At 69.4% G+C, this 12416-nt stretch carries 8 protein-coding genes; all 8 read right to left on the bottom strand.

Annotated elements, in window-relative coordinates:
• Positions 1-191 precede the first annotated feature (191 nt).
• On the bottom strand, positions 192-3128 hold the full coding sequence (gene galA, locus ASC91_RS07755) for a beta-galactosidase GalA (RefSeq protein ID WP_056194727.1): 2937 nt from the start codon (positions 3126-3128) through the stop codon (positions 192-194).
• Between the two features lie 192 nt (positions 3129-3320).
• Complete coding sequence (locus ASC91_RS07750) at positions 3321-4838, bottom strand: hypothetical protein (RefSeq protein WP_056194725.1); 1518 nt, start codon at positions 4836-4838, stop codon at positions 3321-3323.
• Entirely contained in the window at positions 4835-5257 is a 423-nt protein-coding gene (locus ASC91_RS07745) for a biopolymer transporter ExbD (protein ID WP_056194722.1), read from the bottom strand. Before ASC91_RS07745 ends, ASC91_RS07750 begins: the two co-directional genes overlap by 4 nt.
• On the bottom strand, positions 5247-6053 hold the full coding sequence (locus ASC91_RS07740; protein ID WP_056194719.1) for a MotA/TolQ/ExbB proton channel family protein: 807 nt from the start codon (positions 6051-6053) through the stop codon (positions 5247-5249). The genes ASC91_RS07745 and ASC91_RS07740 overlap by 11 nt, the downstream gene beginning before the upstream one ends.
• Positions 6053-7072 (bottom strand): hypothetical protein, encoded by a 1020-nt coding sequence (locus ASC91_RS07735; RefSeq protein WP_157281297.1) that lies wholly within the window; start codon positions 7070-7072, stop codon positions 6053-6055. The genes ASC91_RS07740 and ASC91_RS07735 overlap by 1 nt, the downstream gene beginning before the upstream one ends.
• Positions 7073-7154: 82 nt before the next feature.
• Complete coding sequence (locus ASC91_RS07730) at positions 7155-10055, bottom strand: pitrilysin family protein (RefSeq protein ID WP_056194714.1); 2901 nt, start codon at positions 10053-10055, stop codon at positions 7155-7157.
• A gap of 60 nt (positions 10056-10115) precedes the next feature.
• Positions 10116-11636: a hypothetical protein gene (locus tag ASC91_RS07725; RefSeq protein ID WP_056194711.1), complete on the bottom strand. Its 1521-nt coding sequence runs from the start codon at positions 11634-11636 to the stop codon at positions 10116-10118.
• Complete coding sequence (locus ASC91_RS07720; RefSeq protein WP_056194708.1) at positions 11633-12397, bottom strand: ABC transporter ATP-binding protein; 765 nt, start codon at positions 12395-12397, stop codon at positions 11633-11635. Before ASC91_RS07720 ends, ASC91_RS07725 begins: the two co-directional genes overlap by 4 nt.
• Positions 12398-12416 lie beyond the last annotated feature (19 nt).

Raw genomic sequence — 12416 nt, 5'->3', positions numbered from 1 at the left:
ATCAGCACCGCCGCCAGCAGGATGAGATGGACGATCACCGCAATGGTCAGCGCATAGCCGTTGACCCCCCGCCGCCATTGCTGCTGCTGTCCGGTTTCAGTCGTGGTTGGGGCGGGGTCGTGAGATGGCGTTGTCATGTTCTTTTGTGGCGTTCGGCTGTTGTCTGGCAGCCTGGAAGGCTTTATCGGCGTTCAGAAGATCTCGATCACCGTCGCAGCTGGGGCAAGGCCCTCACTGACGGCGCGCAGCGTGGCGCGGCCGCTGTCCCCGGTCTTGCCGGTGGACTGCAGGATCACCTGTGCATGGCCGTTGAACACGCTGCGCTGCCAAGGTGCGGCTGGTGTGGTGGTACGCAGCGTGGCCCAGCGGCGGCCGCCCTGCGCGCCGTCGAACAGCGCGCGCGTGCCACTGGCTGGCGTCGGGAAAACGGCGGTCAGCGTGGCCTCGGGCCCTGCGGTCGGGTCGAGGTCGATGGCCGCCATGCCGGCCTCCTGCCGCAGCGCGACTGGGCGGCCGTCCAGAAGGAACTGCACGCCTGGTGCGACCTCGCCGAGGAGCAGCACCTGGCGTTCGCCGGCGGGCGCCGTGCGCGTGATGGTGGCCTGCACCATGTTCCAGGCGCTGTCGGCGGGCCGCTGGTCGGGTGGAACCCATGCGAAGGGGTCGCGCCAGCCGGGGCCTCCGGTCTGGGCGGTCCCGCCCATCAGCGCGGCCGCCTCCTCGGGTCGAGCGATGCTGTGGTGTCGCCAGTGCGTAGCGGCAGCGTAGCGGTGCAGTTCGGCCGGCCGGTCGGCCTCGTGGGAGCCGGGGTCGCCGTTGCCCATGCCGATGAGCCGTACCGGCCCGCTGGCTTCGAACGCGACGCGGTGCCCGGCGGTCGGAACGACACGGCCCTCGCGGTCGACGACGTTCACGGTGACCAGCGCGACATCGTCGCTGCCGGCGCGCAGCCGCGCGCGGTCCACCGTCAGCCGCACCGCAGTGCCGTCGCCCGTGGTGGCCACGGTCTGCGTGGTGACGAGCTGACCGGCCCGATAGCCGCGTGCCGTCAGGCTGCCCGGCGCATAGGGCACGGCCCATTGCAGGTGGCCGTAGCGCTCCAGCGCCTTGCGGCCGAGCGAACGGCCGTTCAGCAGCAACTCGACCTCGTCGGTGTTGGCGTAGACGCGCACATCGACAGGCTGGCCTTCTCGACCCGGCCAGTTCCAGTGCGGCAGCACATGCACCATGGGCTCGGCGGTCCACGCAGCCTTCAGGTACTGGCCGCTGTCCTTCAGCGCGCCGGTCGTGTCCAGCATGCCGAACTGCGACGAGACGGCGGGCCAGCCGAAGGGCGAGGGCTCGCCGCGGTAGTCGAAGCCGGTCCAGACGAACATGCCAGCAAGGAAGGGGCGCTCGGCATTGAAGCGCCAGCCTTCCTCGATGGAAGAGGTGCGGGTGCCCGTGCGTTTGTCGTAGGCGGCGATGTGGGCACGGGCCGGATCGTTGGCATAGACGCCGCGCGTGGCATGAGTCGCGGCCTCCTCGGTGACGAGCATGGGCCGATCGGGAAAGCGCCGGTGCATCGCGTCGATGTCGTGCTGGCCCTTGTAGTTGAAGCCGATGACGTCCGAGCCGACCGACGTGCCTTCGGCTTGGCCCGAGCTGGAGGCGGCCTGCGTCACCGGCCGCGTCGGGTCCAGGCGGCGCACGATGGCCTGCATCTGCCGCGTCAGGCGGGTGCCGATCTCGCTGTTCTCAATGGCCCATTCCTCATTGCCGACCGACCAGAGAATGACCGACGGATGATTGCGTCCACGGCGCACCATGCGTTCCAGTTCGTCGCGGATCTGCGGCGCCGTGCCCATCATGCGGTGCTCGTCGATGACGAGCATCCCCAAGCGGTCGCAGGCCTCCAGCAGCTCCGGCGTGGCCGGGTTGTGGGCCGAGCGGATGGCGTTGACGCCCATGCCTTTGAGCATCTTCAGCCGCGCGTCGTGCATGCCGTTGGGCAACGCGACGCCGATGCCGGCGTGGTCCTGGTGGTTGTTGACGCCGTGCAGCTTGACGTGGCGCCCATTGAGGAAGAAGCCCTCGTTGGCGTCGAAGTGGAGGGTGCGAATGCCGAAGGGCGTGTCAACGCGGTCGACGACCTCGGCGCCGCGCTTGACCACGGTCGTCAGCGTGTAGCGCTGCGGCGTCTCCAGCGACCACAGCTGCGGCGCCTTGACGCTCAGTTGGGCCGTCACCTCCAGGCTGGCGTCAGCGGCAACGCGGCCGGCCGGCACGCTGGTGCGGGCGACGACGCGGCCGGCCGGGTCGCGCAGCTCGTGCTCCAGGCTGAAGGACTCGGCCGCCTCGCCGCTGTTGCGCACGGTGGTGTCGACGGCCACCTCGGCGCGGTCGCCGTTGACCGTGGCGCGCACGAAGCTGCCTTGCGGCGCCACGTGCAGCGGCCCGGTCTGCGTCAGCCACACATGGCGGTAGATGCCCGCGCCTTCGTACCACCAGCCCTCCGGCGTGGTGGCGTCCACGCGCACCGCGACGACGTTGCGCCCGCCAAAGTTCAGGTAGTCGCTGATGTCGACCTGGAAGCCCGAATAGCCGCTGGCCTCGCGGCGCAGATAGTGGCCGTTGACCCAGACGACGCTGTCGCGGAACACGCCGTCGAACTCGAGCGCAATGCGCTGGCCGCGCGCCGACTGGGGAACTGCCAGCTCACGCCGGTACCAGCCGACGCTGTTCTCGGGGAAGCCGCGGCCGATGGCCTTCATGCCGTGCTGCGTACTGCCGCGTGGGCTGAATGGCAGCTCCACGGCCCAGTCATGCGGCAGGTCGACGCGGCGCCATGGCCGGTCCTCGAAGTCGGCTGCGGCAGGGCCGTCGCCGTAACCAGCCTTGCCGAAGAAGAACGGCCGTATGGCGTGGTCGAAGTCCTGCGCCGGGTCCGACGCGTGGCCCAGCGCGAAGCGCCAGCCATCGTCGATGCGGGTGCGCTGGCGCGGGCTATCGGCCGCAGTGGCGCCGACATGGGGCTGCCCGGCGCCGGGCCAATCCGTGCGGCCGTCGGCGCTCCGGGCTTGGGCGGCCAGGGGACTCAGTGCGGCCAGCGACAGCGCGAGGGACAGCAGGGTGCTCTGGAGTTTCATGGGTTTTCCGGACGTGAAGGCTTGGTCGGCTGGTGAGCCGCGGCCGGACCGTACGGTGCTGGTGGCGCGAGCGGTTGCGCAAAATACCGGTAATACCAATAAGAAAATTCGCGCCTTAGTCAGGCGATTTTGCAGAAATTGGTCAGACCGATGCAATTGGAGAAGACCCTATCGACGAACTGAGCGCAGCTATCAACGCGATTCCGAACGCGTCAGCACCATGGACAGGAATGACGCATTCGGGCCGTTGGACAGCTTGAAGAAGAGTTTGTTGCGGCCCTTGTTGAAGTGCAGGAGGCGCTTGCCTTCGGTGCGGTTGTAGTCGCGCAGATAGCTCGGGCCGCCGTTGAAGATGGTGTCGAAATACGTCGCCTTGTTGGCGTTGCCGCCCTTCCACACCATGCGGTCGTTCAGGTAGATCTGGACGTCGTCATCGGCCCCTATCCAAGCGATCAGGTCCTGGGCTTCGTCGACGAACACCTCGGTGTAGCCGTAGTAAACCGAATCTTCGACCTGGTCGGGCGGCACGAACGGATAGCTTTGCGCGGTCACGTAGCGCCACTTGAGCAGGCGCTTGTCCTTGCCGTAGTAGACGGCGTCCAACAGCACCGCCTTCTCGGGCGGGTAGGTCGGGTTGTCGAACAGGCCACCCTCATGGCGGCCGGGGAAAGGCCCGATGACATACCAGCTGTTCAGGTAGACCCGGTTCGCGTACTCCCCGCCCTGGCCGAGCACGCGCCCTTGTCCGCGCACGAGACCGGCCGCATCGACGGGCGGGACCTGGGCCTTGCCATGGTCGAAGAAGTCGGTGCCCCAGTATCTTTTCGATGATGTCGCGTGTTCGGTGCGGGCGTCCGCAGCGATGAAGTTGCTGATCTCGGCGTGAACCGACGTATCCGACCCGCCGCCCTTGACGGACGGTGCGCCGGGGCGACCGCCAGTGCCATCCCCGCCCGAGCCAGGCTTGCCGCCTTCGACCTGCACGCCGTTCGCCTTGGCCTCCAGGCGCTGCTGACGTTTGGCCAGCGTGGCTCGCGCCTTGGCTTCAAGCGCGGCGACTTCGCTGTCCGCCATCTCCTGCGTGACGGGCGCTGGCGTACTGCCGCCCGCCTTGCCTTCGCCCGCCTTGCCTGCGTCAGCCTGAGCCTCGTTCGCCTTGGCCCCAAGCTGCTGCGAAGGCTTTTCCGACGCGACGGGCTCCTTGGACTCGGGCGCAGCGTTATTGCTGGCCGCCGTGGTTTGCGCGACGGGCGCCTGCGGCGCCGCAGCCGGTGGCGGCTCGGCCGCTGGTGGCGGCTTGGGCACGCCGGTCAGTTGGGCCAGCTCCTCGGCCTTGATTTCCTTGTCGAGCGCGTCGATGGCCTTGGACAGCTCACGCGCCTGTTCCACCATTTCCTGCGGCGTTTGCGGCACCGCAGGGGGCAGGCCCGGCTCTGGATCAATGGCTGCCGATTTCTCCATCAGCTGCTTGATGGTCTGCAGGTCTTGCAGGCGCTTGGCCGTGCTGGCCTGGCCGGTGGCGCGCAGGCTGGATGCGACTTCGGCTTCCTGCTCGCGCAGTTCCAGCTGATAGCTGCCGAAGTAGTACAGCCACCCCAGCAGCGCGGCATGCGCGGCCACGGAAAGCGACAGATAGGGCCGGCGCACCACCTGCGTGGCGGCTGCCACGAGCAGGGACAGCAGCGGTGAACGGCGGGGTTCCCAGCTCATTGACGGGTGTGCATGGAAATCTTGGTGAAGCCTTCGAACTGGCACAGGTCCAGCACGTGCACGATGGCCTGATAACGCGCCATCTCGTCGCCGTCGATGCGGATGGGGCGGCCCGGGTTGCTCGCCGCCTCCTGCTTGAGGCGGTCGTGCAGGCCCTGCACAGATACCGCGCTGCCGTCGACATACAGCTTGCCCTGCTTGTCCACGCCAATCGTCAGCGGCGGCGCACCAGCGCCCACGCGGTCCAGGCTCATCTGCGCGGCCGGCAGCGTGATGGGCAGCTCCTTCTGCGGTCTCTCGCCGACGGGCTGCTTGAACGAGGTCGCCACCATGAAGAACATCAGCAGGAAGAAGATGCAGTCGATCAGCGCGATCAAGCCGATCTCCGGTGCTTCGTCCTCGCCCAGGTCAATGCGCATGCTGCACCACCCGCAGTGCCGGCGTTTCCGGCGCGGGCAGGAAGCGCTGGTTGATCAGCGCGTTGATCTGCCGCTCCAGCGCCAGGCCGAGCGTCGCCAGGCGGTGCTTGAAGAAGTGGTGCATGCCCAGCGCCGGCAGGGCCACCGTCAAGCCCGCGGCGGTGTTGACCAGCGCCTTCGAGATGCCGCCCGCCAGCAGCGCCGGGTTGCCCATGCCTTCGGAGAAGGCGATCACATGGAAGGCGTCGATCATGCCCAGCACCGTGCCCAGCAGGCCGACGATGGGCGCGACCGTGGCGACGATGGCCAGCGCATAGGCCTTTTGCTGGTGCTGGCGCAGTTCCATCGAGGCGATGTCGCCGGCCGCACTGCTGACGACTGCGTAGGGCTGATGGCGATGCGCGAGCAGGAAGGCGATGACGCGCGCCAGCGTGCTGCCGTCGTCGGCCAGCAGCGTCTCCAGTTCCGTGAAGCGGCCCGCCGTCCACAACGGCTGCACGCGCGCCACCAGGTCGGCCGGCACCACGGCGCGGGCGCGCAGGTGCACGAAGCGCTCGATGGTCACGGCCACGAACAGGATGGACAGCCCCAGCGTGACCAGCACGGCAGCGCCACCCTCGGCGACCTGCTCGACCAGGTTCATCTCGGCCGCCAATGCCAGGCCGGGGAGGCTGGCTGCGCCAAGCGCGATTGCGATTCGTTTCATGGAGTTGAAGGAGTTGGGAGGGTTGAGCGGAGGCAGCACGGCGGCCAGCGCGGCGCGCCGCCAGCGGTGCACGACGGTCGAAGCAGTCATCACCCGCCCTTGCGCTTGCGCCGCCAGGCGTCCACCACCTGCTGCGCGAGCGCGGCCGCCTCGGCTTGTTCTGCGGCACTCAGGGGCGTGGTCGACTTGGCCCGATCGAAGGCCGTCGCCATGGCCCTTTCCATGATGTCACCCATGCCGATGCCGGGAAATTTCTCATCCTGGATGGTCTTCCAAGCCACCTTGTAGCCCGCACGCTGCACCGGCGTGACGCCCAGATCGCGGGCGCTGTCGCCGGTGGCCATGGCCAGGTGCAGCAGCGCGTCAGCATCGCCGCCCGCCGCAGCCTTGCGGACCTCGGCCTGCAGTTTCGCGATCAGCGCGGGATCGGCTTTCTCCTTCTCCAGCGGGTTCTGCAGCGCGTTCAGGTAGGCCGAGGCCCCGCCCTCCGCCCCGCCTTCATAGGCGCGCTGGAACAGCTCCTTGCTGCGCCCCAGGGTGGCCTGGTCGAAGACCTGGCAGCGCCGCGCCTGACCCTCGGCGGACTCGATCACCTTGTTGACCCCGCCCCCGACGTCCATCATCTTCTTGAGCGGTTCCGGCACGCCGTTGGCGCCGTCGCGCATGGCGTACAGCGCCCCAGGCGCGCCGGCCATCATCGAGCACATCTGCAGCGTCTGCGCCGCCTCCAGCACCTCCTTGGGCGTGCCGCCGCCCAGCGCCAGCTGCACCTTGCGCAGCGCCTCAGCCGGCGAGTTGGCCTGCTCCATCGCCTTCTTGGCCATGGCGCTGTAGTCGGGCGCCGATGCCGAAGCCCGGGCGGCTGCGGCCTGGACCGGCGCAGCGGAGGCTGCCGTCGACGCGGCCTGGGCCGGCGGCTCGGCCGGCGCAACGCTGCTGGCCGCCTGACTGGCTTGCGCCTGCGGGCTCGGCAGCGGCGCCTCGGCAAGGGGCGGGCGCTTGTACAGCCAGGTCCCGGTGCCTATCACCGCGAACGCGATGACGATTGCGAGGACGCGACGAGGCTGAGCGGGCGCGGAGGCCCCCGTGTGTTGCGGCTGTTCTGTCATGGTTCCTGCTCCTTGTTCGACACGGTCCGGACGGCGTGGCGCCGAAGCGCCTGCAACCACGCGCAGACCGGATGACTGCTGCTTACTTGGCCCTTTCCGGCGTGGCCGCCTGCCCGGCCGCCTCACCCGCCCGCGCCGCCACCTCAATGGGCTCCCGCTTGGCGATGCGGTCGCGGAAGAAGGCCTGCACCTGCTCGGCCGTCACGGCTTCGAGGTTGGCCGTCTCGCTCTGCATCATGGCCTTCATGCGCGGCTCGATGAGGATGCGCTGCAGCCAGTAGGCCCAGTGGCCGTTGTACTCGGGCGCCTTGCGGCTTTGTTCAACCATGGGCTGCTTGGCGCGCTGCAGCTCGTCGGCACTGACCGGCTGGGCGGCCAGCTCCTTGAGCTGGGCGCGCAGCACCTCGCGGAAGGCGTCGAACTTCTCGGGCGGCGTCTCGATCTCGGCGCTGAAACGCCCCTGGCCGGCGATGTCCAGGCCGCCGCCGCCGCTGGCGCGCGGCGAGTAGGTGATGCCGAGCTTCTCGCGCACGATGTCGACCAGCCGCGTCTGCAGCAGCGTGGCCGCTACCCGGCCGGTGTTGGACAAGGCGGTGTCTGTCCACTGGTCGGGCATGGACCAGTGCCAGCCGAGCATGCCCTGGTCGGTGCGGCCCTTGTGCAGGGCCACATGAGGCGCGCCGCCATCGGCGGGCGGCGTGGCCTTGAGCGGCACGGCCGGCAGGCGCGGGCGCGCCGGCCCGGCGCCGAAGGTGGCCTGTACGGCGGCGATGGCCGCTTCCTCGCTCACATCGCCGATGACCACCACATCAGCCGCCCCGGCCAGGGCCGGTCGCAGCATGGCGCCGACATCGTCGCCGCGGGCAGCCAGCAACTCGGCCGCCGTGGGCACGCCGCCGAGCCGCGGCTCGCCGTTGTTCATCACCTTGGACAGCTCGCGGCCGTAGACGATGCCGGGCAGCGTCTCGAACTGGTTGGCCATCATCGGCGCCACGCCGGCCAGCTTCTCGCCCATCTCGGGGCGAAAGCCAGGGTCGCGCACGAAGGCGGCCAGCAGTTGGAGCTGGGGCTTGAGGTCGGTCGGGCGGGTGTCGCCCACCAGCAGCACGCGTCGGCTGTCCATTTGCAGATTCAGCCCGGCCAGCACGCCGCTGGCCTGCTGCCACTGCGCCACCTCTGCCAGCGAAAGCTTGCCGGTGCCGCCCAGCGGGAACATGCTCAGGGTCCAGGTGGCCGACACCTGCTCGGGCTTGAGGCCGGCCATGCCCTGGCCCACCAGCACCTGCACGATGACCTTGTCCTTCTCCTGTGCCGTGGGCTTGATGACCAGGCGGGTGCCGTTGGCAAAGGCCAGCGTGGTGCTGCCCAGTTCGGCGTCGGTCGTCTTGCTGACGATGGCGCTGGGGGCGCCGAAGTCGGCGTAGGGCCAGGTCACGGCCACCGGCGCGGCCTGGGCCTGCAGCGGCCGGGCCATGGCCTGGGCGAGCTGGGCAGACAGGGCCTGCGGCCCGGCGGCGCCGGCCTTGGCACTGCGGAAGACCAGCGGCTGGCCACCGAAGTCGCGGCGCAGCACGGCGGTCAGTTCCTCGGGCTTGATGGACGCCAGCATCGGCTCCGCCTCGGCCACGCCCTGTTCGGCACTCTGGTAGAGGCCCTCGTAGTGGACGGCGTTGACCAGCGCGTCGGCGATGGCCGCGCTCTGGCGCGTCGGCGCCTGGGCCACCATGGCCTGGAGCGCGCTGCGGATGGTCGGCATGAGGCGCTGCAGGTCGGCCGGCTGCACGCCCTGGGCCTGCAACTGGCGCAGCTCGGCCGTCGCGGCATCCAGGGCCTCGGCCCATTTTTCGGGCGGCGCCATCAGTGTCAGCTGGGCCTGGCCTGTCACCTTGTAGATGCGCGGCATGTCCATGCCGAAGGCGCCGAGGAAGGGGCTGCCTGGCTTGAGGGCACGGTCGCTCAGGCGCAGGTTGAGCACGCCGGCGGCCATTTGCTGCACGAGCACGTCGCGGCCGAAGGCCAGCGTGGGCGGGCGCATGTCCGGCGGGTTGATCCAGGTCAGCGAGAGCTTGTCAGGCGCGCCGTCGGCGATGAACTCGGCCGCGGGCTGTGTCGGCTTGGCCGCGCCGAGGTCGAGGGCGTCGGGTTTGCCGCCCGCCTTCCAGTCGGCGAAGCGCTCGCGGATCTGCTTCTCGACGGCGTCAACGTCGATGTTGCCGACGACGATGAGGGTCGCGTTGTCGGGCCGGTAGTTGGCCTGGTAGTAGCGCCTCAGCTTGTCGGCCGTGGCGGCCTGGACGGTGTCGATGCGGCCGATGGGCAGGCGCTGGGCCACGCGCGTGCCGGCCAGCGTCAGGGCCTGCTCGGCAAGGAAGGCGCGCATGCCGGGCACGTCGCGCGTGCGCTCCTCCGACAGCACGACGCCCTTCTCCTGCTCGATGAGTTGGGCGTCGAGCTTGAGGTGCCCGCCAATCTCGCGGAACAGCATCAGGCCCGTGTCCAGCGCCGCGGCGTCGGCCTTGGGGAAGTTGAAGTGGTAGACGGTCTGCTCGAAATCGGTGAAGGCGTTGGTGTCCGCGCCGAAGCTCAGGCCCTGGCGCTGCAACAGATGCACCACCTCGCCGTCTGGCAGCTTGGCGCTGCCGCGGAAGGCCATGTGCTCCAGGAAGTGGGCCAGGCCCTGCTCATCGTCGCGCTCCTGCAGCGAGCCCGCGCCGATGCGCATGCGCATGGCCACGCCGTCCTTGGGCGTCTCGTTGTGCTGGATGGCGTAGCGCAAGCCATTGGGCAGGCGGCCGAAACGCACCGCCGGATCAGGCTTGCGCTGGACCAGCTCATGGCCCCAGGCAGGCTGCGCTGCGGCGACGGTGGCCGTCGCGGCCGATGCCTCGGCACGGGCGGTCGCGGCGGCGACGCCGCACATCAGCGCTGCGGCCAGCGCGACGGCGTGCAGCACGGATGCGCGCTGCTGGAATCTGGATTTCATGCTTGTTCTCCCTGCCCGATGACGGGCTTGTTGATGGGCCGGCAACGGCCCGACTCTCTTTTATGCCATCTCTGCCCGGCGTGAACGGCCCATCCACCACACCACGCTGCAGCCGAGCAAGGCGGTCAGCAAGGGCAAGGGCGAGTAGCGCGGTACCTCATTCAGGCAGTACGCCGTGCCCGCCCACGCCATGCCTGTGAGTATTTCGATCATGCCGACCGGTCCTTTGCCCTTCGCGCGCCGCATCAGATCCTTGCGCTTGCCCTGGATGGGGTACCACACCTGCATCACACCGGCCGAGACCGTGCCGCCGGCGAGGCAGAAAAGAAACGTCAGCGTCAGCCAGAGGCCGTGCGTCGGCAAGACCAGCAGCAGCGGCGACACCACCAACCACACTGGCACCAGCGCGGCCAGCACCTTCGGCCAGCGCAGCAGCGACGGTGGAACCGGTGCGCTGCCCAGCAGGTCAGGCGCATCCTCGGCCGCGACGGTGATCCAGGCCAGACTGCTCGCCAGTGACGATGCCAGCATCACCGCCACAGACGCCAGCACGGTCAGCCCCGCGCCGCGCAGTGCGAGCAGCACCACAGGCAGCAGGTACAGCAGCTGCAGCAGCGTCTGGGCGATGAGCTGCGGGTCGCGTGCGATGAGGCGCCACTCCTTGACCAGCACGCTGCGCCACAGCCCGCCCTTGAACCGGACGCTGCCGCGCTGCGGCGCCGCCGCGATACGCCTGGCGCTGCCGGTGACGGACTCCTGCGTGCCCGCCAGGAAACGATGGTGGGCCAGACCGATGACGAGCCCAAAGCCGACGACGCCGACCAGCGCGACCGTCAGCAGCGGCAGCGGTGCGCCGACCAGCGCGCGGCCCGGAAACCAGACTGGACTGTCCGGCGCCAGCGGACCGCCTGGCTCGGCCCAGCGGATCAACCGGGCAAGCAGTTGCTGCAGATCGGCAGCGCTGATCACGTTGGGCAGCTGCGACAGCACGGCCAACGCCCCGCCCATCAGCGTGCCCAGCACCTGCGCCACGATGCGGGCCCGGCGGGCGCCGAGCACACGGACCAGCGCCAGCGTGAGTGCCAGGCCCAGTGCGGTGGTCGCCAGCGCCAGTGCCGGCACCGCCGGGTAGATGCCGAGCAGCTGCGGGTGCCCGAGGAACAGGCCCACGTGCGCGAACGGCGCCAGCAGGAACAGGAACAGCCCACCGACGTTGGCGACGATGCCCAGGCCGCGCACCATGAAAACAGTGTGTGTCGCCACCGGTGACGACAGCAGCAGGTCGAGGTCACCGCGGTCGAACAGCGCCTCAACGGACTGCAGGATGGCCTGCGCAAGCATCAGGCTGATGGCGATCCAGGCCGCTGCGCAGATCAACATGGTCAGCACAAGCTGCTCGCTGCCGGGTGGCCACATGCGCAGAACGAAGTAGGCGCCGACGTGCAGCGCCACGCTCAGCGCGACGGCGAACCCCAGCAGCCCACGGGCCATCCGCTTGCCCATGCCGCGCCAGCCCAGCCGGAGCTCGTGACGGAGAAGCCACGGCACGGAGCCCGGGCGCAACGCCAGCAGCGCCGTCATGCCGCGCTCGTGAGCTGCAGGAACACGTCTTCCAGCGTCCCGCCCGGCCCGCCGCCGGTCGCCGCACGGGCGCGCAGTTCGTCCAGCGTGCCCTGGGCGGTGATGCGGCCGCGATGGATGATGCTGATGCGCTGCGCCAGCCGCTCGGCGATCTCCAGGATGTGCGTGGTGAGGATGACCGTGTGACCCTGCCTGACTCGCTCGACCAGCAGGTCCTTCACCTGGCGCGCCGCCGCCGCGTCCAGCCCGGTGAGCGGCTCGTCCAGGATCAGCAACTGCGGGTCGTGAATGAGCGCGCCGGCCAGCGCCAGCTTCTGGCGCATGCCACGTGAGAAGCCTTCGGTGATCTCGCCGGTGTGAGTCCACAGGTCCAGCCAGCGCAGCAGTTCCTCCGCGCGCGGCGCGGCCACGTCGGGCTCGATGCCCCACAGGCCAGCCACGAACTCCAGGTATTCCAGCGGGCGCAGCTTGCCGTACAGCAGCGGGTCGTCGGGCAGGAAGGCCAGCCTGCGTTTGGCTTCGATGGGCTCGAGCGCGACATCGTGGCCCAGGATATGCACGCTGCCCCCATCGGGCCGCAACAGCCCGGCCACCATGCGCAGCGTGGTCGTCTTGCCGGCGCCGTTGGGGCCGAGCAGCGCATGGAACTCGCCCTGCGGGATGCTGAGGCTGAGCTGGTCCACGGCGGGCTGGCCGCCGAATCGCTTCACCAGGCCGTTGATTTCCAGCGCGGATGCCCGCTGCGGAGATTGTTGGTTCATCTTTTTTCTCCCTGCCTGA

The sequence above is a fragment of the Pelomonas sp. Root1237 genome (assembly GCF_001425055.1).
In the GTDB taxonomy this organism is placed as follows: domain Bacteria; phylum Pseudomonadota; class Gammaproteobacteria; order Burkholderiales; family Burkholderiaceae_C; genus Pelomonas.
Note: the sequence above shows the minus strand (reverse complement) of the source record. Positions and strands in the feature narration are given on the sequence as shown.

What these genes read in the sequence shown, in the direction of transcription:
- galA (WP_056194727.1), bottom strand. Translation starts at nt 3,128, where the DNA reads ATGAAACTCCAGAGCACCCTGCTGTCCCTCGCGCTGTCGCTGGCCGCA.
- ASC91_RS07750 (WP_056194725.1), bottom strand. Translation starts at nt 4,838, where the DNA reads ATGAGCTGGGAACCCCGCCGTTCACCGCTGCTGTCCCTGCTCGTGGCA.
- ASC91_RS07745 (WP_056194722.1), bottom strand. Translation starts at nt 5,257, where the DNA reads ATGCGCATTGACCTGGGCGAGGACGAAGCACCGGAGATCGGCTTGATC.
- ASC91_RS07740 (WP_056194719.1), bottom strand. Translation starts at nt 6,053, where the DNA reads ATGACTGCTTCGACCGTCGTGCACCGCTGGCGGCGCGCCGCGCTGGCC.
- ASC91_RS07735 (WP_157281297.1), bottom strand. Translation starts at nt 7,072, where the DNA reads ATGACAGAACAGCCGCAACACACGGGGGCCTCCGCGCCCGCTCAGCCT.
- ASC91_RS07730 (WP_056194714.1), bottom strand. Translation starts at nt 10,055, where the DNA reads ATGAAATCCAGATTCCAGCAGCGCGCATCCGTGCTGCACGCCGTCGCG.
- ASC91_RS07725 (WP_056194711.1), bottom strand. Translation starts at nt 11,636, where the DNA reads ATGACGGCGCTGCTGGCGTTGCGCCCGGGCTCCGTGCCGTGGCTTCTC.
- ASC91_RS07720 (WP_056194708.1), bottom strand. Translation starts at nt 12,397, where the DNA reads ATGAACCAACAATCTCCGCAGCGGGCATCCGCGCTGGAAATCAACGGC.